Origin of the sequence: Planosporangium flavigriseum (genome assembly GCF_011947225.1) — a bacterium.
Lineage (GTDB): Bacteria > Actinomycetota > Actinomycetes > Mycobacteriales > Micromonosporaceae > Planosporangium > Planosporangium flavigriseum.
Map to the genome: position 1 here is coordinate 401,317 of NZ_JAATVW010000002.1, position 21,185 is coordinate 422,501.

General features: G+C 70.2%; 18 protein-coding genes. 6 read left to right on the forward strand and 12 right to left on the reverse strand.

The genetic code is table 11. From position 1 onward, the window contains the following. Positions 1 to 92 precede the first annotated feature (92 nt). The 7 genes from HC028_RS04700 to HC028_RS04730 all read right to left on the reverse strand — a co-directional run bounded on the left by HC028_RS04700 (position 93) and on the right by HC028_RS04730 (position 7,877). Positions 93 to 824 (reverse strand): M50 family metallopeptidase, encoded by a 732-nt coding sequence (locus HC028_RS04700; RefSeq protein ID WP_168073197.1) that lies wholly within the window; start codon positions 822 to 824, stop codon positions 93 to 95. Between the two features lie 28 nt (positions 825 to 852). Then, positions 853 to 1,773 (reverse strand): sensor histidine kinase, encoded by a 921-nt coding sequence (locus HC028_RS04705; RefSeq protein ID WP_239075432.1) that lies wholly within the window; start codon positions 1,771 to 1,773, stop codon positions 853 to 855. Positions 1,774 to 2,010: 237 nt separating this feature from the next. Then, a complete protein-coding gene (locus HC028_RS04710) occupies positions 2,011 to 2,448 on the reverse strand; it encodes a hypothetical protein (protein WP_168073199.1) in 438 nt (145 codons plus the stop codon). A 130-nt stretch (positions 2,449 to 2,578) separates the two neighbouring features. After that, positions 2,579 to 3,628, reverse strand: coding sequence for an NAD(P)H-dependent flavin oxidoreductase (locus HC028_RS04715; RefSeq protein WP_203981301.1), 1,050 nt, complete (start codon positions 3,626 to 3,628; stop codon positions 2,579 to 2,581). Beyond that, a complete protein-coding gene (locus HC028_RS04720; RefSeq protein ID WP_420850160.1) occupies positions 3,625 to 4,467 on the reverse strand; it encodes an SCO6745 family protein in 843 nt (280 codons plus the stop codon). The genes HC028_RS04715 and HC028_RS04720 overlap by 4 nt, the downstream gene beginning before the upstream one ends. Before the next feature lie 94 nt (positions 4,468 to 4,561). Beyond that, positions 4,562 to 5,527 carry a CHRD domain-containing protein gene (locus HC028_RS04725; protein ID WP_168073203.1) on the reverse strand — a complete coding sequence of 322 codons (966 nt, stop codon included), beginning with the start codon at positions 5,525 to 5,527 and terminating at the stop codon, positions 4,562 to 4,564. A gap of 106 nt (positions 5,528 to 5,633) precedes the next feature. Next, on the reverse strand, positions 5,634 to 7,877 hold the full coding sequence (locus HC028_RS04730) for a glycoside hydrolase family 9 protein (RefSeq protein ID WP_239075431.1): 2,244 nt from the start codon (positions 7,875 to 7,877) through the stop codon (positions 5,634 to 5,636). Positions 7,878 to 8,127: 250 nt separating this feature from the next. Here HC028_RS04730 and HC028_RS04735 point away from each other — a divergent pair, with 250 nt between their 5' ends. After that, on the forward strand, positions 8,128 to 8,373 hold the full coding sequence (locus HC028_RS04735) for a hypothetical protein (protein ID WP_168073207.1): 246 nt from the start codon (positions 8,128 to 8,130) through the stop codon (positions 8,371 to 8,373). A 9-nt stretch (positions 8,374 to 8,382) separates the two neighbouring features. On the opposite strand, the gene HC028_RS04740 is transcribed toward HC028_RS04735, so the two are convergent. The 4 genes from HC028_RS04740 to HC028_RS04755 form a co-directional block, all read right to left on the reverse strand. Further along, complete coding sequence (locus HC028_RS04740) at positions 8,383 to 9,300, reverse strand: sulfite exporter TauE/SafE family protein (protein WP_168073209.1); 918 nt, start codon at positions 9,298 to 9,300, stop codon at positions 8,383 to 8,385. A gap of 166 nt (positions 9,301 to 9,466) precedes the next feature. Continuing rightward, complete coding sequence (locus HC028_RS27335) at positions 9,467 to 9,790, reverse strand: GNAT family N-acetyltransferase (RefSeq protein WP_168073426.1); 324 nt, start codon at positions 9,788 to 9,790, stop codon at positions 9,467 to 9,469. 31 nt (positions 9,791 to 9,821) lie between these two features. After that, positions 9,822 to 10,685: an NAD(+)/NADH kinase gene (locus HC028_RS04750; RefSeq protein ID WP_239075430.1), complete on the reverse strand. Its 864-nt coding sequence runs from the start codon at positions 10,683 to 10,685 to the stop codon at positions 9,822 to 9,824. 24 nt (positions 10,686 to 10,709) lie between these two features. Beyond that, a complete protein-coding gene (locus HC028_RS04755) occupies positions 10,710 to 11,006 on the reverse strand; it encodes a UBP-type zinc finger domain-containing protein (RefSeq protein ID WP_168073211.1) in 297 nt (98 codons plus the stop codon). 81 nt (positions 11,007 to 11,087) lie between these two features. On the opposite strand from HC028_RS04755, the gene HC028_RS04760 reads away from it, so the two are divergent. Together HC028_RS04760 and HC028_RS04765 are read left to right on the forward strand one after the other, a co-directional pair. Then, positions 11,088 to 11,858, forward strand: coding sequence for an exodeoxyribonuclease III (locus HC028_RS04760; RefSeq protein ID WP_168073213.1), 771 nt, complete (start codon positions 11,088 to 11,090; stop codon positions 11,856 to 11,858). Between the two features lie 149 nt (positions 11,859 to 12,007). Next, on the forward strand, positions 12,008 to 13,627 hold the full coding sequence (locus HC028_RS04765; protein ID WP_239075429.1) for an alpha/beta hydrolase: 1,620 nt from the start codon (positions 12,008 to 12,010) through the stop codon (positions 13,625 to 13,627). Positions 13,628 to 13,694: 67 nt separating this feature from the next. Here HC028_RS04765 and HC028_RS04770 read toward each other — a convergent pair whose 3' ends face one another. Next, positions 13,695 to 15,818, reverse strand: a complete 2,124-nt coding sequence (locus tag HC028_RS04770) for a PhoX family protein (protein WP_168073215.1) — start codon at positions 15,816 to 15,818, stop codon at positions 13,695 to 13,697. A 753-nt stretch (positions 15,819 to 16,571) separates the two neighbouring features. Between HC028_RS04770 and HC028_RS28060 the strand changes: the two genes are divergently transcribed. The 3 genes from HC028_RS28060 to HC028_RS04785 all read left to right on the forward strand — a co-directional run bounded on the left by HC028_RS28060 (position 16,572) and on the right by HC028_RS04785 (position 21,110). Next, on the forward strand, positions 16,572 to 17,882 hold the full coding sequence (locus HC028_RS28060) for an LCP family protein (protein ID WP_168073217.1): 1,311 nt from the start codon (positions 16,572 to 16,574) through the stop codon (positions 17,880 to 17,882). Between the two features lie 112 nt (positions 17,883 to 17,994). Further along, positions 17,995 to 18,756, forward strand: a complete 762-nt coding sequence (locus HC028_RS04780; RefSeq protein WP_168073219.1) for an HAD family hydrolase — start codon at positions 17,995 to 17,997, stop codon at positions 18,754 to 18,756. Next, entirely contained in the window at positions 18,753 to 21,110 is a 2,358-nt protein-coding gene (locus HC028_RS04785) for a glycoside hydrolase family 65 protein (RefSeq protein WP_168073221.1), read from the forward strand. Before HC028_RS04780 ends, HC028_RS04785 begins: the two co-directional genes overlap by 4 nt. The last annotated feature ends 75 nt before the right edge of the window (positions 21,111 to 21,185 follow it).

The window sequence follows — 21,185 nt, forward strand, 5'->3', positions numbered from 1 at the left end:
CACGCCCCCCGGACTGCTGCGCAACCACCTCAAGCCATGCCCGGGGGCCGTATAAGTGACATACATCACTCACCGGCGAGCCGGCGGCGCCCTTACGCCCAGCCCTCCGTCATCGGTCGCAGCAGCAGCCACCCGCCGACCAGCAGAGCAGCGACCGTACCGACCCAGAAGAACGCAACCCAGAACAAGCCCGGCAACCGGGTCAGCCGGGCCAGTTGGTCAGCGTCGGAGTAGGGCGCTTGGCCGCGACGGCGCATCCGTTGCAACTCGACGATCGGACGCACACCGCCGGCCAACAGCAACCACACGGCGAAGTACGCGAAAGCCGCCTGCACCTGTGCCGAGGTGAACCAGGACACTGCGAAGACGATGCCGATCGTCGTGACGACCGAGACGACCCCGAACACGTTGCGGATCATCACGAGCATCGCCGCCAGCACGGCCAACGCCGTCCACAGCATCACGGTTATCCGGCCGGACGTGAGCAGGACGGCCCCCAGCAGTCCCAGCAGTGACGGGGTGAGGTAACCGGCCATGCCGGTGGCGACCATGCCCGGTCCGGTGGGCCGGCCGGCGGACACGGTCAGTCCTGAGGTGTCGGAGTGCAGCCGGATCGCGGACAACCGCCGGCCGGTGAGCAGCGCGGTGAGCGCGTGGCCGCCCTCGTGGGCGATCGTGACGACGTGACGGGTGATTCGCCAGCTTCGGTACGGGCCGATGACCGCGATCGCCAACACCGCCGCGCCGAGGACGACGAGGCGCGGCGGCCCCGACTGAACGCCGACCAGCCGACTCCAGAAATCTGTCAACGACGAAACGGGCACGCCGTAGCTAACCACGCCAGGCTGTGAATCAGATCCGCATGTGCAGACGGACCGTCGTGCTCGTGGCGTCGGTGTGCACCCGTACGAGGTCGCACAGGTAGTTGACCAGCAACAGGCCGCGCCCGTGTTCGCTGTCCAGACCGGGTGGAATCCGGCCCGCGAGCGGGTCGGTCAGTTGACCGGGATCCGACACCTCACAGAGCAGGCTGCCGCGCTCCGGCCAGACGCGTAGCGTGCCCGGCCCGCCACCGTGGATCACCGCGTTCGTCGCGACCTCGTTGACCGCAACCGCAAGATCCGCGATCCGGTTCGGCGCGAGACCGGCGCGACCGGCGTGCGCCGCGACGAAACGGCGGACCGCCGGAAGGTCGTCCGCGTCGAAGACAAGGGTCGCCGGCGGGGTGGCCGGGTCGGCCAGGGGGCGGTTGAACGCCGCGACGACGCTCTCCGGAGCCGCGTACGCCGCGCTGTCCCGGCGACCGGCGCAGGTGACGACGACCGGATGGGTACGCTCCGCGTCGGCGAGCGCCGCCTCGGTCAGCCGCCGCCCGTCGTACGGGCACAGGATCGCCGCGTCGTAGTCGGCGAACGCGAGATTGATCAGAGCTTCGTGCTGAACGCAGGCCGGGTACTCGGCGGCCGAGCGCCCCGCCCAGATCGGCTCCCCGATCACTCGAACCCGCTTCGGGGCGTACTCACCGACGAACGCGTGCAGTACTCCGGGGATGATCCGACCGGGGTTACGCCCCTCCTCGGTCATGTCCACGAACCGGACCCCCGCGGCCGAGCCACCCAGCGCGGACCGGATCGGCTCCAGACTGGCCGGCGGCGCGGCGACCAGGACCGGCTCACCCGCGTCGAGACCCTCGCGCACGAAGGGGACGGTCCCCGCGATCAACTCGTCCGGCGTCCCGTAGACCAGCACCTCATGCTGGAACGATGCGGTCATCGAACCGCTCATCCCGCATGCATGTGGCGGACCCGCCCGTCATGGCTCAACACCGCTCAGACCCCCTCGCCGAGGAGGATACGCCGGCATCGAAGCCATCGACTAGGTAACTGTCGGGTTGAGGAAGGTTGGCGCGACCCGGGTACGCGCCGACGGCGCCGCACCCACATCCAATAAGGACGGACGCGGGCGCCGCTGCGCTCCTTCCATCAGTTCCGATGAAATGGAGCCGCAGCCTCACACCGTGGTCAGCCAGTCACCAACGGCAAGACCTGCGGGCGCCGCGTCGCTCAGGACGAAATCGTCGTCACGCTCCACCACGGCGAGGTCACGGTGGTCGAAGCGGAACAGCACACCGACCCGATCGCCGAGGACGGCGGCGTCGACCAGCTGATGGCCGGCGTAGTGCCACAGCAGATCGGTCTGTCGCGGCGACGCGACCCGGAACTCACCGTACTCACCCATGTCGTACGAGGCGTACGGCTCGTCGAACGTGACCAGCAGCCGTTCACCGTCGTCATCGCCGCACACGTGGACCGCCGGCAGCCCGTCGAAGTAGAGCCAGAAGTCGATCAGCGCCTCGTCGCCCTCGCCGCGTACGCCGTCGCGCCAGTGCCGCGCCTCCTCCACGACGAGCAGCGTTCTCCCGAGGAGTTGCACCAGGATTTTGCGCACATCGGCAGCCTCGCACGACAGCGATGGGGACACGGTCATTTCGACCGTGACACGCCCCCGTTCGTGCGGAGGGCGCCCCTGTACCGGCATAGACCGTAAGCGGGGCGCCCTCCTCAACAACGGGGGCGGACTACCGCAACAAGAACCGGCGACTCAGTGCTTCGATCGTCTCCGCCGCCTCGCCCGCGATCCGCTCGACGATCTCCGCGGCCGGCAGGTCGCGTGACAGCGCGTGCGCCTGGCCCGCCCACAGGTTCAGCACTGACGGATCCCCCGCCGCCCGGGCCGCCGCCCGCAGCGGCGCGGTCAGGTAGTGCACGTGCGGGTACGCGGCCGGGGCCGCCTCATCAAAAGAGCGCATGAACTCGTTCACCACCCCGCGGGCGCGCCGGCCGGTGAAGCCCCTGGTCAGCCTGGTGTCCGCCGAGCTTGCCACCGCAGTGCGGTGCGCATCGGACGTACCAGCCTCCGGGCTGCGCAGGAACGCGGTGCCGAGCGCCCCCGCGGACGCTCCCGCCGCGAGCACCGCGGCCAGCGCCGGGCCGTCCGCGATGCCGCCGGCGGCGACCATCGGCAACCGCGTGCGCGCCGCGACCAGCCGCAGCAACGGCAGGAGCGCGTACTCGTCGGTGTCGTCGATGCCGCCGCGGTGGGCGCCCGCCTCCATCCCCTGCACGACCAGCGCGTCGGCGCTCACCTCATCGGCCGCGACCGCCGCGACCGGGTGCGAGACGGTCACCCAGACCTCGCTCCCCCGGTCGTGCAGCGCGTCGACGACATCGGACGTGGGCACCCCGAAAGCGAAGGACACCACGGGTACGGGGTCGGCCAGCAACAGGTCGACCTTCTCCGAGTACCGGTCGTCACCACCGACCGGTACGCCCAGCACCACGCCCCACCGCCGCGCGATCGGGGTCAGGCGCTCGGCGTACGCGACGACGGCGGCCTCGTCAGCCGGGGGCGCGACAGGCGCGAACAGGTTCACACCGAACGGCTGGTCGGTCAACCGCCTTACCGAAGCGATGTCGGCTGCCAACCGCTCCGGCGACAGGTACGCGCCCGCGAGAAAGCCGAGCCCGCCCGCGTTCGACACCGCTGCGGCGAGGGCCGGCGTTGACGGCCCGCCGGCCATCGGCGCGGCGACGACGGGCCGGCGCAGGCGAGCGAGAACGGCGCTCACGAGGCGCTGTCCGGCTGCGGCAGGCCGATCGGGGTCGTGGTCGGCAGCGCTGTCCGGCACGCCGCGGCGATCGGGGTCAGCAGCGTCCGCAGCCGCTCGACGTCGACCGCCTCCCAGGGTCCGGCGGCGGCCCGGTCGGTCGCCGCCTCGATCTCCCGGTGCGCCGCGATCCCCGTTTCGGTCGGCCGCCCCTGCGCGTCCAGCCAGCCAAGGTCGGCCAGGCGCCGCGTAGTGGCGTCCCACTCCTCGTCGGTCCAGCCCCGGGCCGGCTGGATCGCCTCCCGCGGGATGTCCACCGCCGACCGCCAGACCACGATCTCGCGCCCGGTCAACCCGGCGGCGACGACCGCGGCCACATGCCCGTCGCCGCGGTGCTCGCGCAGCGTCGTTGCGGCCTGCCAGAGCCGGGCGAGCGGTTCGTCGGGTACGGGCAGCGCGGCGTTGGCCGCCCCCAGCACCCGTCCACCGGGCTCGACGTGTGCGGCCGCGGTCGCCAGGAGGTCCGCCGCCTCGGCCACCGACCCGGCCGGTTGATCGGCCAGCAGCCGGCCCAGTGTCTCGGTGGCGCCCTCGAGTCGTGCCCGCAGCGTCTCCTCCGGCGCCGCGCGCTGCCACACGTCGGGCAGCGCGCGGGCCACCATGGCCGGCGCGAAGCTGAAGAACGACGCGATCACGGGCGCGGCGCCGACCGGGCCGAGCGGCGCGGCCCGGCCGGCGAAGTAGCCCCGCCAGAAGCCTTTCAGCCCGGCCTGCTGAAACGCCGCCAGCGGCTCCGGGGCGAAGTAGGTGATGGCGTGTACGGGCTCGTACAGGGTCCACATCCGGCGGGCATCGTTCATGCCCGCAGCATGGCACGACCGGCGCCCGGAGCGATCCCCCACGCCACCGTGATCCTGACGGCTTGCCGTGCTGGAACACGGCAAGCCGCCAGGATCACGAGACGAGAAAGACGTAGTCCGCCTCGTACGGCACCCGCGCGGTGGGCTTCTTGATCGGGTCACAGGGGCCGGCCGGCGCGACCCCGCCGACGGTGTTCAGCCGCTCGATCTCCGCCACCCCCGCGAACAGCCCCTTGGACGCGCCGCTCTGGGTCGCGTCCAGGTCGAGTTCGGGTATGTTGCCGGCCCCGTTGGGCGTACGGGTCAGCACCTTGCCGGTGATCGCGCTGCGGTCGCGGGCGATCCACTGCGGCGGGCCGGCGACATCCTTGACGAACGAGTGCCGGATGCCGCCCGCCAGCCGGGCGCTGACGTTGTGCTGGGTGTATGCGTAACCGCCGTTGGCCTGCTTGGTACAGGCGTAGATCTGCTCGCCCTTGATAACCGGGGCGACGCTGTCGAGGACGGCGGAGTGCGGGCCACCGCGCAGGACAGCGGCGAGGTCGACCGGGTGGGTCACCGTGTGCAACTGGCCGCGGAGCGCACCGCCGGGGAACTCGGCGTTGTGCAGGTTGGTGTAGAAGGTCCCCGGCTGGGACTTCAACGCCTCCAGCACTGAGGCGTCAGCCACGGTGACCGTGCCGACCACCGCGTTGAGCGTGGCGGGCAGCGGCGCGCCGAACAGCAGCACTTTCATCGGGCCGTTCGCACCGGCGGCGCCCAGGTGTAGATGTCCGGCGGTCGGTGCGCCGATGCCGGTCCACTTGATGGCGAACGAGACCTGGTTTCCCTGGATCCGTAGGACCTCGACGGCCCGGCCGTCCTTGTCGCCGGCCGCCGGGGAACCGGCGGCGCCGGGTACTTCGTTGCGACCGTTGAGGGCGGCGACGAGATACGTCGCGTCGGCCGGCGGCTGTTGTGCTGGAATGCCGTGCGCCGAGGCGGTGCCTGGGACGGCGAGAAAGGCCGCGGCCGCGGCGGCTACCGAGAGGGCCAGACGCGAACCTACTGTACGAACCATACAAGCACTCCCAACTGGATCGGCGCCACGTGCGCCGTAGTCGTCTGACACACGGACAGCAACGCGGAGCGGTTCAACCAGCCACTGTGGAGTGTCGGATAGCCGACTAACCGACGATCAGTTTGAGCGCCGCCGTACGCGCCTGCTGCCCGACGCTCGTCGCCGTGACGGTGAGCGTGTAGGTGCCGGGCGCGGCGGTCGGCAGTGCGGAGAGGCTCATTTTCGCGGAGTTGCCGGCGAGCACCACGACCGGTGTAAGGCCCACGGCCACACCTTCCGGCATGCCGGTCACGGCCAGCGTGACGAGCGGCCCGCCCGGGCCCTTGGTCGCGGCCGTCACCGCGAGCGATGCCGAACCGTCCGGCGCGACGGATACGGTCGACGCGCTGAGCGTGACGGTGTCCTCCCCGCCACCGTTCGCGACCTTCGTGGCGGCCTGCTGCAGGGCGGCGCCGATGACCGCGCTGCCGGTCATGTCGATCGCCGGCTCACTGGTCTGCCAGGAGCGAACGTCGTCGACGTACCGGCTGCCGTGACCGGTGAAGGAGCTGAACGGGTTCCCGGTCGACTGGCACCTGACCATGCCGGTCTGGTGCTCGCCCAGGCTGCCGGAGAACTGGCGGAGGTCGGTGGGGCCGTTGACGACAGCTCCGGTCAGTACCGGTGCCCGACCGGTTGTGCCGGTTCGCAGGTTGAAGATCTGGTGGTGCGGGCAGCGCGGGAAGGTCGCACCTTCGCCGATCATGAAGCTCGTGCCCCAGGCGTTGGCACCCAGCAACCAGTTGCGCTGCTGGGTGGCTACGGCCGCAAACGAGGTGTCACCGCTGATCCGCCGGTACAGCGCCTCCGTGGTCAGCAGGCCGAACGTGTGCGAGGCGACGTCGGACGCGGTGTCATCGCCGCCCGCGCGGAAGACGTCCGAGGCGGCCCGTGCGGCACCGGCCGCCAGCTGGCGCTTGAGGTCGGCCAGCAGGGCCGTTCCGGTAACGGCGAGGCCGGGCGGGCTGCCGCCGATATGGAGCGCCTCGAGCAGATCCGCGTGGGCGAGCGCGCTGGTGTCGTACAGGTTGAAGGTGTCGCCGGTCGCCCCGTCGAGGTAGCCGCGCGCGAACCTCGCGGCGTCGGCGAGGTAGGCCGAAGCGTCCATGTCCAACTTCTGCGCCGCGAGGGCGATCTCGGCCGCGCCGAACTCCATGTCGTCGTGCCAGGTGCGCTCGGGGTAGAAGTCGTTAGGCAGCGCGGTGACCAACGGGCTCGGCGGATCGGCGATCGCCGCCTGGGCGTAGACGGAGGTGGCCGCCCGGAACGCGGCAGCCGCCTTCGCCTTGTCCCGTTCGGCGTTCACCTGCGCGGCGAGCGCGAAGGCGGCGCTGACCCGGCCCGCCAGGTTGGGGCTGATCTTCGCCCCGGGCTCGGCGGCCTGGAACACGGGACGGTGCGCGGTCGCATACCGGTCGGCGCCGGAGGTGTTGGCGTCGTCGTCCTGCGGAAGCCGCCACAGGTCGTGGTCGCCGGTGAACGTGCCGGCGGCGTTACCGGCCCCGATACCGACCTGCAGGTAGAGCGTTCGACTCGACTCATCCCACGCCTTGTTCAACCAGTCGGCGCCGAAATCGGCCTCGGCGCCCAGCGTGGACGGGGCAACCGAGCCGAGCGCGCGCTCCGCGGCGTAGAGGACGGCGGTGGCGTACGCGGTGCTGTGGGTGAACTTGAGGTAGTCGCCGGCGTCGTACCAGCCACCCTCGACGTCGACCGGCCCACCGATCTTCGTCAGGTCGTCGTCGGCGATCACGTCCTCGGACTTGAACCTCGGCGTCCGGTAGACGCCGGCCTCGGCGTCGCCCCGATGCGCCGGCCGGCGCCCGAGGGCGCCGGGGATGACCCGCCGGCCGTCGCGTTGCGTCTGGAAGAAGGTCACGCCGTCGGCGACCAACTGCCCGTACAGGCCCGCCGGGTCCAGGATCTTGAACCGTGGCGACGTGGCGGACGCCCCGCCGCTGACCTGGATGCGGTACGTGCCGGGCCGGGTCAGCCCGTCGAAGCTGATCGGGTGGACCGCCGGGTACGCCGTGTTCCACGAGCCGCGGCTGGTCGCGCCGACCGCGCCGGACAGGACCGCCGTCCCGGCCGAGTCGAGCACCGTGAACTGGGCGCCGGAGGCCGGCGCCGACGCCATCAGATAGGCCTGCTTGCTCTCGCCCGCGAGGTAGCCGACCTGGTCGACCCGTACGACGCCACTGACCGCCGCGTCCGCGGGTAAGACAGCCACGGCGAACGCCGCCGCCAGCGCGCCCGCAGCCGCGAGAGCGCTCGCTCCCCGAACGCCACCTATCCGCCAGACGCTTGTCACTGGGCCTCCCGCCGTGGGCACGTGACTTTTGAGCAGGCGAGGCGCAACGTACTTGCCGCCGGAGCAGGTGGTCAAGAGCAACTCTGATCGATACCAGTAATTTGCACCTATCGACGATCCGCGATGGATTGGCGCCGGCCGAGACGGGTAGGTGACCTGGCGGGTGACCTGGTGGGCGACCTGACTCAACCGCGCCGGGAAGCCTTGCGGCGGACACGGACAGCCTGCAGCAGTCAAGGGAGGCGACGACATGGCCCGCGACCGAACGGGCGGCATCCAGGTGAAGGAGCGCGGCGGCAGGACCCGCGGCAGGCAGGACTACCGGGAACAGACGGGGCGGCCGTTCCAGCCACGGGACTGGACGGCACCGGCCGGCCGGCGCCCGCGGAACCGGCGGAGGAACCGGCCCCCCGGCTGGGGTAACGCCGCCGTCGCCGCGGCAGCCGCCCTTGCCGGCGTCCTCGTCGGCGCCGCTACCGCGCGCAGGGGACGGTAGCGGCAGCGGTCAGGAGGAGGTCGGGTTGGCGTAGGTGCGCTGGCTGTCGCTGATCGCCGGACGGCCGGACGTCGATCGGCGGAGCGCCAGCACGCTCACCCCCGCGAGCGCCACGACCGCCAGCGCGATCACGACCACGAGATTGGGCGCCCCGAACAGCTTCAGCGCACTCGCCAGCAGTACGAGCACGAGCGCCGCCCGGACGGCACGCGCGGGTGCTCGGGACGACAGCCGGGCGCCGATCAGCACTCCGGGCACCGAGCCGACGAGGATCGCCGCCGACAGATCCAGATGCAGGTCACCGAAGAACACGTGGCCCAGCGCGGCGGCGGTGACGAGCGGGACGGCCTGGACCAGGTCGGTACCGACGAGGTCGTTGGCGCGCAGCGCGGGGTACAGCGCCAGCAGGATGACGATGATCAGCGAGCCGGACCCGACCGAGGTCAGGCCGACGACGAGGCCTCCGACCGCGCCGAGTAGCAGGGTCGGCACTGGGCGTACCCGCACCGGGGCCGGCGACGATTCACCGTCAGCGCGCCGCGACGTCTCCCGGACAGCCTTCACGATCAGCCCGACGACCGCGAGCAGCAGTGCGCCACCCAACGCCAACTGAATGGCGTGGTGCACGCCGCGGTCCCCGCCGATCGCCCGCATCAGCAGTACGCCGACGAAGGCGCTCGGCACGCTCCCGGCGCAGAGCCAGCCGACGAGCGACCAGTTGACCGTGCCGCGACGGATGTGCACGAAGCTGCCGAACGGCTTCATCACCGCGCTCGCCACCAGGTCGCTGGAGACGGCCGCCAGCGGTGGAATGCCGAAAAAGAGCACCAGGATCGGGGTCATCAGCGCACCGCCACCCATGCCGGTGAGCCCGACGACGATGCCGACTCCAAGGCCGACGAGCGTGAGGACGGGGTCCAGATCCATTCGTCGAGTGTCGACGACAATCCCTACCTTGTCCACCTAACCCAGTGAATTGGTGGGGATTGCCAGACAGATCACAGAGAGACCGGCCGGCGGTGATCGGGACGAATCGGCGGCGACCCGGCCGGGTCGCCGCCGATCACGCATTTCGCCCGTTCGCGCACCTGAGTCAGTTGGCCGACGGGACCCGGCCGCTGCCGGCCCCGGTAGCCCGCTCAGGCGTCGTGACAAGGTCCGAGTACTCCGGATGCCGCTTGATGTACGTGGAGATGAAGGGGCAACTGGCGACGGCCCGGTCACCACCCGCCCGTACGGCGTCGAGGGCGCCGGCCGCGAGCTTGCTGCCCAGCCCCTGCCCCTCGAACTCCGGGTAGACCTCAGTATGGGTGAAATCAACGGTTCGGGGCGCCCGCCGGTACTGCGTGAAGCCGGCGACCTTGCCGTCGATGCGCACTTCGTAACGCGACAGTTCGGGGTTGTGGACGATTCTCATCTCGGACACGTTGCCGCCTTTCGCGAAGGGCTTATTCGAGTTCGACGCTGCCGTTGACCCGGAGTTTGCGGCGGGCGCGTTCGTAGAACGTGGTCTCACCGAGGCGGACCACGCGCGCCGCGGCCGTTACCGGCTTGATCAACAGGCTGTCGCCTGCCGTCACGTACCCCCGTACAGCGCCGTCAACCTCCACCGCCAGTCGCCCGCTCGTGGCTAGTACGTCGAGCTCGAGTCGTTCATCCAAGGACAGCAGCAGATGCCGATTGAACGACGAGTGCGCCGAGGACGCCCCGACCAGCAGACCCTCCACATTGGGCGACACGATCGGGCCACCGGCAGAGAAACTGTACGCGGTGGAGCCGGTCGGTGTCGCGACAATGACCGCGTCCGCGGCGTACTGGACGAACCGGTGCCCCTCCACGTTGATCCCGACCGCCGCCATCCGCTCACCAGGGATGCGGGCCAGGTCGATGTCGTTGAACCCGGTGACCGTGGTTCCGTCCGGCAGCACCGTGGACAGCGCCAGCCGCGACTCGACCCGGTACTCGTGCTCATCGATCGCGGACAGCGCGGCGGGCAGCCGGGGCACGTCGACCTCGGCCAGGAACCCCAGCCGCCCGAGGTTGACTCCGAGGATCGGGGTCTTGTGGCCCTCGGCCAGTCGCATCGTGCGCAGCATCGTCCCGTCACCGCCGAGGCTGACCAGCAACTGCGAGCGATCGACCAGCTCCTCCGGGTCGACCGCGACCGCGCTGCAGTGGATCCGGTCGACCTCCTCGCGCAGCCCGAGCACGGTCACGTTCCGCTCGTGCGCCCAGCTGAGGATCGCGTCGATCGCCGCGGCGGAGTCGCGGCGCGGGTGCAGTACCAGGCCCACCGTCTGCACATGGCCCATCCCGTCACTGTACGGCTACCGCTACTAGCCGTGTGCGTACGAGGGGGCACCTTTGACCTCGAAGCCGACCTCGTCGACAAAGCACCACCACCAGTTCTCGCCTGGCTCGAAGGACTGGACGATCGGGTGCCCGACGAGGTGGGAGTGCAGCCGAGCGTGCCGGTTGGGCGAGCTGTCGCAGCAGCCGACATGGCCGCAGGTCATGCACAGCCGAAGGTGGACCCATTCGCTACCGCTCTCCAGACACTCCTGGCAGCCTTCGGCTGCGGGCGTGACGTCGCGGCGGACCTCGCCGAGATGCGGGCAGGCTGGCATCGTCATGGCGGCGCCCTACCCGTGCTCGTGGAAAATTTTCGGGTTAGCGCCCGGAAATGTCGCCACGATCATGGGAAGAAGGAACGCATGCGCCTCGCCACGTGGAACGTCAACTCCGTACGGGCCCGCCTGCCCCGACTCCTGGAATGGCTGGCGGCGACCAAGCCGGACGTCGTCTGCCTGCAGGAGACCAAGTGCTCCGCCGACGCCTTCCCGAGCGGGGAGGTCGCCGAACTCGGGTACGCCGCGTCCGTCCACGGCATCGGCCAGTGGAACGGAGTCGCCCTGCTGTCGCGGGTCGGCCTCGACGACGTGACGCGCGGTTTCCCTGGTGAACCCGGCTTCCCCGAGCCGGAGGCGCGCGCGATCTCCGCGACCTGCGACGGGGTACGGGTCTGGTCGGTGTACGTGCCGAACGGGCGCACCCCGGAATCCCCGCATTACGCGTACAAGCTCGCCTGGCTGGAGGGGTTACGCGAGACGTTGGCCGCGGATCTCGCGGGCGGGCGGCCGCTCGCGGTGTGTGGTGACTTCAACGTCGCGCCGACCGACTCCGACGTGTGGGACCCTGCCCTCTTCGTCGGTTCGACGCATGTGACGCCGCCCGAACGACAGGCGCTGGCCAATATCCGCTCGCTCGGCCTGATCGATGTGGTGCCGCGCCCGATGAAGGGCGACAACCCGTTCACGTACTGGGACTACCGGGCCGGCATGTTCCACCAGGACAAGGGCATGCGCATCGACCTGGTCTACGTCACCGACGACCTGGCCGGTCAGGTGCGGTCGGCGTACATCGACCGGGAGGCCCGCAAGGGCAAGGGGCCCTCCGATCACGCACCCATCGTGGTTGATTTCTGACGCACGACCCTACTTCTTGACCTCGAAACCCGCTCAGCGGAGCGATCCGCTGAGCGGGCCCTTCCCTACGCCCTTCGGTAGGGACAAGATCAGGCATCTGTACGCATGCCGATGAATCCCCCTGGCATGCGCCTGACAGGGAGGGTCGCGTGAAGGAAAAGAAGCCAGGTTTACGGACGAGCAGGATCCTCGTCTTCAGCACCGCCGCCGCCATGGCCGCCACGAGCGCCGGATCGGCCGCGTGGGCAGACCCCGCTTCGGCGACGGACAAGCCGAGCGTCCGGTGGGAGACGTGCACCAACGCCAGGCTGATCCAGGCCGGCGCGGAATGTGGGTTCGTGTCCGTCCCGCTCGACTACAGCAACCCGAACGGCAAGAAGATCGAACTCGCGGTGTCGCGGATCAAGCACAAGACTCCGGACTCGACGTACCAGGGCATCGCGCTGGTCAACCCGGGCGGCCCCGGCGGTTCGGGCCTCACCCTCTCCCGGCTCGGCCAGTTCATCCCCAACGGCGCCGGTGAGTCCTACGACTGGATCGGCTTCGACCCGCGCGGCGTCGGCTCGAGCAAGCCGGCGATCTCGTGCCTGCCCGACTACATGAGCCCGAACCGGCCCGACTACATCCCGTGGAACTCCTCGCTCGAGAAGACGTGGCTGGAGCGGTCGAAGTCGTACGCGGACGCGTGCCGCAAGAACGACAGCATCGGGCTGCTCAACCACATGACCACGGTCGACGCGGTCATGGACCTGGACAGCATCCGCACGGCGTTCGGCGAGCAGCAGATCAACTACTACGGCTTCTCGTACGGCACGTACCTGGGCCAGGTCTACTCCACCATGTACCCGAACCGCATGCGGCGGATGGTCCTCGACGGCAACGTCGACCCGCGCAAGGTGTGGTACCAGGCCAACCTCGACCAGGACGTGGCGTTCGAGCGCAACGTCAAGATCTGGTTCGGCTGGGTGGCGAAGTACGACAGCGTCTACCACCTCGGCGCGAGCGCGCAGGCGGTCGAGGCGCGCTGGTACGCCGAGCAGACCAAGCTGCGCGTGCAGCCGGCCGGTGGCGTCGTCGGTCCCGACGAGTGGACCGACATCTTCCTGCAGGCCGGGTACTACCAGGTCACCTGGCCCGACCTGGGCGATCTCTTCGCGAACTGGGTGCGCAACGGCGACCCGAAGCCGCTCATCCAGGCGTACCAGGACACCGACTCGCCGGGCGACGACAACGGGTACGCGGTCTACAACGCCGTGCAGTGCACAGACGTGCAGTGGCCCAAGAGCTGGGACCAGTGGCGGCGCGACAACTGGAAGACGTTCGCGAAGGCGCCGTTCGAGACCTGGGGCAACGCCTGGTTCAACGCGCCGTGCCTGTACTGGCCGGCGAAGGCGCAGCAGCCGGTGAACGTCGACGGCCGTAAGGTCGCCGGCGCCCTGCTCATCAGCGAGACGCTGGACGCGGCGACGCCGTTCGAGGGCAGCCTGGAGGTGCGCCGGCGGTTCCCGAACGCGGTGCTGATCGCGGAGCCGGGCGGCACCACCCACTCCGGCAGCCTCGGTGGCAACGCCTGCGTCGACAACCAGATCGCCGACTACCTGGCTACCGGCAAGCTGCCGACGCGCAAGGCCGGCGACGGTCCGGACACTACCTGCGACCCGCTACCTGCGCCGGAGCCGAACCCGACGGTGTCGTCCGCGGCGTCGACGATGTCGGCCCTGGCGGTCCCGGCCCGACCCGACCGGCTGCTGCCGCTCGGCCGCCGGTAGCGAAATCCCACGATGATCGCGGAGACTTTTCCGTGTCAGCGAACGGAAAAGTCCCCGCGATCATGAATCAGGAGCCGACCGGGCGGCCGTCCAGGCGCCACGACACGACCACCGCCGGCTTGGCGAAGTCCCCGTCCGGCCAGGTAGACGCCGGGTTCTCCACCCTCGCCCCGTCGACCTCGCCCGGGTGCTGGACGTTGACGAACACCGACCGGCCGTCGCCGGTGATGAACGGCCCGCAGGTCTCCGCGCCGTAGGGCACGGTCAGGAACTGCTTGACGTGCCCGCGCTCCGGGCCCGCCAGCGGTACGGCGAACAGGCCGTCGTTGGAGCCGAGCTGGTTGCCGTCCGTGGAGATCCACAGGTTGCCGGCGCCGTCGAAGGTGACGTTGTCCGGGCAGGAGATCGGCGACACCTTGCTCTTGTCGTACCCGGCGAAGTAGGTGTTCGGGTCCTTCGGGTCGCCGCAGACCAGCAGCAGGTCCCAGCTGAACGACTCGGCGCCGTTGTCGCCGCCGGCCTCGGTGATCTCCACGATGTGGCCGTGCTTGTTGGCGTTGCGCGGGTTGGCCTCGTCGGCTGCGGCCTTGCCGGCGGTGCCGCGCTGGGTGTTGTTGGTCAGCGCCGCGTACACCTTGCCGGTCTTCGGGTTGACCTCGACGTCCTCGGGCCGGTCCATCTTGGTCGCGCCCATCTTGTCGGCGGCGAGCCGGGTGAAGACCAGCACCTCTTCGACCGACATCCCGGGCACGAGCGACCGGTTGCCCCGCACCAGCGGGATCCAGCTGCCGCGCCCATTGAACGCGCCGTCGCTGGGTAGCTTGCCGCTGCCGTCGATCTCCGACGCGCTCGTGTACTCGAACTTCGCGACGTACAGCGTGCCGGACTCCAGCAGCGTCATGTTGTGCCTGCGGGCCTGCTCGGAGCGCCCCCGGTCCATCCGCTTGTCGGAGACGAACTTGTACAGGTAGTCGAACCGCTCGTCGTCACCCATGTACGCGACGGCCCGGTCGTCCTTCGCCACGGCGATCGTCGCGCCCTCGTGCTTGAAGCGGCCCAGGGCGGTGTGCTTGCGCGGCGTCGAGCCGGGCGTGTACGGGTCGATCTCGACGACCCAGCCGAAACGGTGCGCCTCGTTGGGGTTGGCCGCCAGGTCGAACCGGGTGTCGGCCCGCTCCCACTTACGGCTGCCCGACGGGTACCGCTTGGTGGTGTCGATGCCGTAGCGGGCCAGCCCCGGCTTGATCGCCTCCGGCGCCTGGTCGCCGCCGACGAAGTACTGGTTGAAGTTCTCCTCGCCGGAGAGCACCGTGCCCCACGGCGTGGTGCCGCCGGCGCAGTTGTTGAGCGTACCGATGACGGTCGTTCCGCTCGGGTCGGCCTTCGTCTGCAGCAACGGCGAGCCGGCCGCCGGACCGTCCATAATGAACTTGGTCTCCAGGGCCGTGATCCGGCGGTTGTACCGGCGGCCACCCTCGTTGACCGGCCGCCACTCGCCGGTGCGGCCGACCCGCTCGATCTCCACCACGCTCAGCCCGTGCGCGGCCATCGCGATCTTCACCTGGTCGACGGTGAGGGCGTCGTGCGACGTGAAGCCCGGGAACATCAGCTCCTCGTTGGTGTACTCGTGGTTGACCACGAGGAGCGCCCGGTCACCACGCCGGTCCAGCGGCAGCACGGTCAGGTAGTCGTTGTTGTACCCGAACTGCTTGAGCTGGGCCTGCCAGGTCTGCTTGTGCACGCCGAACGCGGGCGCGCCGGGAACGACCGCGTCACCCCAGCGGATCACGACGGCAGAGTCGTAGCCGTTGGGTACGACCAGCGCGTCCAACTGGTTGGGCGGAATGGGCTTGAAGGTGAGCGCGCCGCTGGCTGCGGCCGGAGCGGCAGCCATATCGGCGTCCGGCACCTCGGGCTCCGCCTCGGGGCCGGCGAACGCCGGGCTCACCGCGCCCGCGAGGCCGGTGCCGGCGGCGCCGACGACCAGCGCGCCGAGCGCGCCCGCGCGGACCAGGCCGCGCCTGGTCAGACCGGTCGAGATGATGTCACCCAGGTACTCGTTGTCAGACCCGTTCGGTACGGGGTGATCGCACGCGTTACCGCACCGGTACTGGCACGTCATGGCGCTGCGTCCGGTATGACCGCGCTGCGCTGTGCCGATGACGGGAAGTAGCCTCCGGAAATCTGGCATGGACCCTTCCTTACGGGGCTCGGGAGTGTGCCTAGCCGGACGCTAGGAGCCCACCATGACCATCAGCAAGCAGCTTTATCGATATGACGTGAACATTCAATCGGCAGGGCCGCGGCCTGCTCGGCCGCCGGCACCGGGCACCCAAACCCGCGAAAACCAGGACATTCAGTCACTCTTGCGGTGCTGGCCGAACAGGTAGATCTGAGCGTGCGAACGTTCACCCGCCGCTTCCGGCAGGAGGCCGGTCTCCGCCCGACCGGTGCCCGCTCCAGCAACAACAGACCAGGCGCGCCAGACCTGGAGACCGCCGATCTCGGCGGCGACCAGATCGCCCAGGCGGGCCGATTTTCGGCACCGCGACCTCGACTGAGAGCGCCGGCACCTGCGGTTGGAGTCGCAGCGGCGGCCCACCGGCGCACCGTCGCGGACGCGTCCCATGGCGACAGCCGGTCTACTGCGGCCCCCTCCGTCACCGGTGGTAGTTGGCGCAGCATACGGGCGTGACTGGAGCCACGGGGGTTCCCTCCAACTGGCAAATAACCGTTACCGTGTACCCCGCAAGTTGGTCACTGGAGTGTTTCTGATGGGAGGGCGATGCCCGCCGGTTCGCATCCCCCGGGTCGTGACCGCGTCGAACGGCGCTCCGGTCCCGTGTTCACCTCGGGAACGGTTTTCCCGTCAGGACCCACGAGTGGGGGCTCCCAGTCACCGGCGCCCGCCTGGCCGGGCTCGGTCGCGGGCGCGGGCGCGCCGATGGCACCGAGTCGGCCGCCGGCCGCTCAGCCCCCGTTCGCTTCGGCCGCGCCGCTCCCCCCGCGACCGCCAGCCGCGAACGCGGCCCCACCCGCGAACACCCGTCCGCCCGCGAACACCCGCCCGGCCGCGAACAAGCCGCCAACCGGCACGGCCAAGCCGCAGACCGCGGCGCAGCAGCCAGAGAAGAAGCGGCGCGGCGACCCGTGGTGGGCGAAGCTACTGGTCATCACCGGCGCGCTGCTGATGCTGTTCAGTGGGACCGCCATCGCCGGGGTCACGGTGCTGCTCGACCGCTACACCGGCTCGGTCAACCAGCAGAGCCTGCTCGGCTCGGAGGCGATCGCCTCCGGCACCTCGATTGACGGCCCGCTGACCCTGCTGCTCGTCGGCATCGACGAGCGGCCCGGTGAGAACGCCGAGGGTTCGCGCGCCGACTCGATCATCATGGTCCACATCACCGCCAACCACGACGCCGCCTATCTGATGTCGATCCCGCGCGACTCGCGGGTGCAGATCCCACCGTTCCCGAAGAGCCGCTACCCCGGCGGGACCGACAAGATCAACTCGGCGTTCTTCTTCGGCAGCCAGAACGGTGGCGGGCGCGCGGGTGGCTTCGAACTCCTGGCGCTGACCATCAAGAAGCTGACCGGCGTGACGTTCAACGCCGGTGCGATCGTCAACTTCTCCGGGTTCCAGGCGGTGACCAGGGCCCTCGGCGGCGTGCACATGTGCATCGACGAGACGGTGACCTCCATCCACATCGGCCACGACTCGCGCGGCAACACCAAGCCGCCGTTCCGGATGGGCCCGGACCTCCGGCCGATCCCGATTCCCGGCGTGAAGCCGTACGTGTACAACCCGGGCTGCCGCGACCTGGCCGACTGGGAGGCCCTGGACTACGTGCGCCAGCGCGAGCTCATCCCGGACGGCGACTACGGCCGCCAGCGTCACCAGCAGCAGTTCGTCAAGGCGCTTGCGCAGAAGACGCTCAGCGCGGGAGTGGTGACCAACCCGAAGAAGCTGGACAGCGTTCTGCGCGCCGCCGGCCAGGCGCTGACGGTCGACAGTGGCCGCTTCGCCCTGAGCGACTGGCTGTTCACGCTCAAGGACATCAACCCGGACAACGTCACCATGATCAAGACGAACGCCGGCAACTTCCACTCCGAGACCATCAACGGGATGGCGTTCGAGACGCTCGACGCCACCAGTCTGGAACTGTTCCGCGCGGTGCGCGAGGACAACGTCGGCTACTTCGTCGCCCAGCACCCCGATTGGGTGAACACCGACAAGGCTGCGGTCGGCGGCTGATCCCGGCCGGGGTCAGTCCCGGCGCCCGCGACCCGAACGACCCGGCCGAGATCGGCCGGGTCGTTTTCGTACGCCGGTGGTATCCGTCAGCCGCCTCGGATAGCGTGACAATGTGCTCGGCCTGCCCGCAGGCGTACGCGCATGCCTGTTCGACCTCGACGGCGTGCTGACCCCGACCGCCGCGGTGCACGCGGCGGCGTGGAAAGAGCTGTTCGACGACTTCCTGCGGCAGCGCGCGGCCCGCACCGGGGAAAAATTCAGGCCTTTCGACCCGGTCGCGGACTACGACGAGTACGTCGACGGCAGGCCCCGCGCGGACGGCACCCGGTCGTTCCTCGCGTCGCGCAACATCACCCTGCCGGAAGGCGAACCTGATGATCCACCCGACCGGGAGACCATCCAGGGCCTGAGCGCACGCAAGGACGCCGCCTTCTCCCGCCGGCTGCACCATGGCGGGGTCGAACCGTACGAAGGATCGGTCCGGTACCTGCAGGCCGCGCGCGACGCCGGCCTGCGCCGCGCGGTCGTGTCGGCGAGCAAGCACTGCGCCGAGATCCTGCGGACGGCCGGCATCGACGAACTGATCGAAGAGCGGGTGGACGGCATCGTCGCCGCACGGGAAGGGCTGCGCGGCAAGCCCGCTCCCGACACCTACCTGTACGCGGCCCAACTGCTCGGAGTCGAACCAGCCGCAGCGGCGGTGTTCGAGGACGCGCTGGCCGGAGTGGAAGCGGGTCGGGCCGGCGGCTTCGGGTACGTGGTCGGCGTGGACAGGGTGGGCCAGTCCGACGCCCTGCGCGCCCACGGCGCGGACGTCGTCGTGAAGGACCTGGCCGAACTGCTGGACCGCGCGGATCCGGAGGCAGCGAGATGATCACCCATCCGGCGTACCCCTCGGAGCCCTGGACGGTCGGGGAGAAGGGACTCGACCTCAACGTCCTGGCGCAGTCCGAGTCGGTGTTCGCGCTGTCGAACGGGCACATCGGGCTACGGGGCAATCTCGACGAGGGCGAGCCGCACGGCCTGCCGGGCACCTACCTCAACTCGGTGTTCGAGTTCCGGCCACTCCCGTACGCGGAGGCCGGGTACGGTTACCCGCCCTCCGGGCAGACGGTCATCAACGTCACCAACGGCAAGCTGATCCGGCTGCTGGTCGAGGACGAGCCGTTCGACGTGCGCTACGGCGAACTGCGCTCGCATAACCGGGTGCTCTCGCTGCGCGACGGGGTGCTGCGGCGTACCGCGGAGTGGACCTCGCCCTCCGGTCACAGCGTGCACATCTCCTCGACCCGGTTGGTGTCCTTCACCCAGCGCGCCACGGCGGCGATCGCGTACGAGGTGCGCCCGGTCGACGGCCCGCTGCACATCGTGCTCCAGTCCGAACTCGTCACCAACGAGCAGTTGCCGCCGACGACTGACGACCCGCGAGCGACCGCCGCCCTCACCGCGCCGCTGCAACCTGAGCAGCACAGCGCACACGACGCGCGCGCCCATCTGGTCCACACCACCCGGCTGAGCGGGCGGCGGATCGGCGCGGCGATGGACCACACGGTGCACTGCCCGGCGGACGTGCAGACGAGCATCGAATGCTCCGAAGACACCGCCCGACTCACGCTCACCACGCAGCTGGCCGCCGGACAGCCGCTGCGGGTGGTGAAGTTCCTGTCGTACGGCTGGTCCAGTCAGCGGTCGATCCCGGCCATCTCCGCGCAGGTGGAGGCGGCGCTGGCCCTCGCCTGCGCCACAGGATGGGAGGGCCTGCTGGCCGATCAGCGGCGCTACCTCGATGACTACTGGGCGGGCGCCGACGTCGACCTGGAAGGCGACGCGGAGGTGCAGCAGGCCGTACGGTTCGCGCTGTTCCAGGTGCTGCAGGCGAGCGCCCGGGCGGAGCGCCGCCCGATCCCGGCCAAAGGCCTCACCGGTCCCGGCTACGACGGCCACGCCTTCTGGGACACCGAGTCGTACGTGCTTCCCGCGTTGACGTACACCGCTCCGCACGCCGCGGCGGACGCGCTGCGGTGGCGGCATCTGACGATCCCGGCCGCGCGGAAGCGGGCCCGCGAACTCACCCTGGACGGCGCGGCGTTCCCGTGGCGGACGATCACCGGCGAGGAGCGTTCGGGGTACTGGCCGGCGGGTACGGCCGCGTTCCACATCAACGCCGACATCGCCGACGCGGCCATCCGGCTGGTGCAGGCCACCGGCGACGAGGAGTTCGACCGCGAGGTCGGCCTCGAACTGCTGGTCGAGACCGCCCGCCTGTGGTCCTCGCTGGGCTTCCACCGCCGCGATGGCCAGTTCCGGATCGACGGGGTGACCGGACCCGACGAGTACACCGCGCTCTGCGACAACAACGTGTACACGAACCTGATGGCGCAGCGGAACCTGCGCGGCGCGGTCGAGGCCGCGAAGCGCCACCCCGACCAGGCCGCTGAGCTGGGCGTGGACGACGACGAGATCGCCGCCTGGGAGCGGGCCGCCGACGAGATGCTCGTGCCGTACGACGTCGGGCGCGGCGTCCATCCCCAGGCCGAGCGGTTCACCGACTACGAGTGCTGGGACTTCGAGCACACCCGCCGCGACCAGTACCCGTTGCTGCTGCACTTCCCGTACTTCGACCTGTACCGCAAGCAGGTGGTCAAGCAGGCCGACCTGGTGTTGGCGCTGTACAAGCGCGGCGACGCGTTCACGGCCGAGGAGAAGGCCCGAGACTTCGCGTACTACGAGCCGTTGACGGTGCGCGACTCGTCACTGTCGGCGTGCATCCAGTCGGTGATGGCCGCCGAGGTCGGTCACCTCGACCTCGCGTACGCGTACCTGGGCGAGGCCGCCCGGATGGACCTCGACGACCTCGCGCACAACACCGGCGACGGACTGCACATCGCGTCCCTCGCCGGGGCCTGGATCGCGCTGGTGGCCGGCTTCGGCGGCATGCGCGACAGCGGCGGATCGGTGGCGTTCGCACCGCGGTTGCCCGGGCCGCTGACCCGTCTCACCTTCAGTGTGTTGTGGCAGGGGCAGCGGTTGTGCGTGGTGGTGACTCCGGCCCAAGCCACGTACAGCCTGGGCGGTGGCGACCCGGTCGAACTGGCTCACCACGGCCGGCTGTTCACCCTGCGGCCCGACCGGCCGGTCACGTACCCGATTCCACCGATCGAGCCGGGTCCCCGCCCCAGCCAGCCACCGGGGCGCGAGCCGGGCCGGCTCCGCCCCCGCCGTGCGTAGCGGAGCGGGCGACGAACCCGCCCGCATCGCCTGAATAGGTCATCGAGCTTTGTCAAAGCGAAACATCTGCATCAG

Bases quoted from the DNA above. Each gene is read 5' to 3' on its own strand.
- HC028_RS04705 (WP_239075432.1), bottom strand. From the start codon at position 1,773: ATGACCGCATCGTTCCAGCATGAGGTGCTGGTCTACGGGACGCCGGAC.
- HC028_RS04720 (WP_420850160.1), bottom strand. From the start codon at position 4,467: ATGAACGATGCCCGCCGGATGTGGACCCTGTACGAGCCCGTACACGCC.
- HC028_RS04725 (WP_168073203.1), bottom strand. From the start codon at position 5,527: ATGGTTCGTACAGTAGGTTCGCGTCTGGCCCTCTCGGTAGCCGCCGCG.
- HC028_RS04735 (WP_168073207.1), top strand. From the start codon at position 8,128: ATGGCCCGCGACCGAACGGGCGGCATCCAGGTGAAGGAGCGCGGCGGC.
- HC028_RS04740 (WP_168073209.1), bottom strand. From the start codon at position 9,300: ATGGATCTGGACCCCGTCCTCACGCTCGTCGGCCTTGGAGTCGGCATC.
- HC028_RS27335 (WP_168073426.1), bottom strand. From the start codon at position 9,790: ATGAGAATCGTCCACAACCCCGAACTGTCGCGTTACGAAGTGCGCATC.
- HC028_RS04750 (WP_239075430.1), bottom strand. From the start codon at position 10,685: ATGGGCCATGTGCAGACGGTGGGCCTGGTACTGCACCCGCGCCGCGAC.
- HC028_RS04755 (WP_168073211.1), bottom strand. From the start codon at position 11,006: ATGACGATGCCAGCCTGCCCGCATCTCGGCGAGGTCCGCCGCGACGTC.
- HC028_RS04760 (WP_168073213.1), top strand. From the start codon at position 11,088: ATGCGCCTCGCCACGTGGAACGTCAACTCCGTACGGGCCCGCCTGCCC.
- HC028_RS04770 (WP_168073215.1), bottom strand. From the start codon at position 15,818: ATGCCAGATTTCCGGAGGCTACTTCCCGTCATCGGCACAGCGCAGCGC.
- HC028_RS28060 (WP_168073217.1), top strand. From the start codon at position 16,572: ATGGCACCGAGTCGGCCGCCGGCCGCTCAGCCCCCGTTCGCTTCGGCC.
- HC028_RS04785 (WP_168073221.1), top strand. From the start codon at position 18,753: ATGATCACCCATCCGGCGTACCCCTCGGAGCCCTGGACGGTCGGGGAG.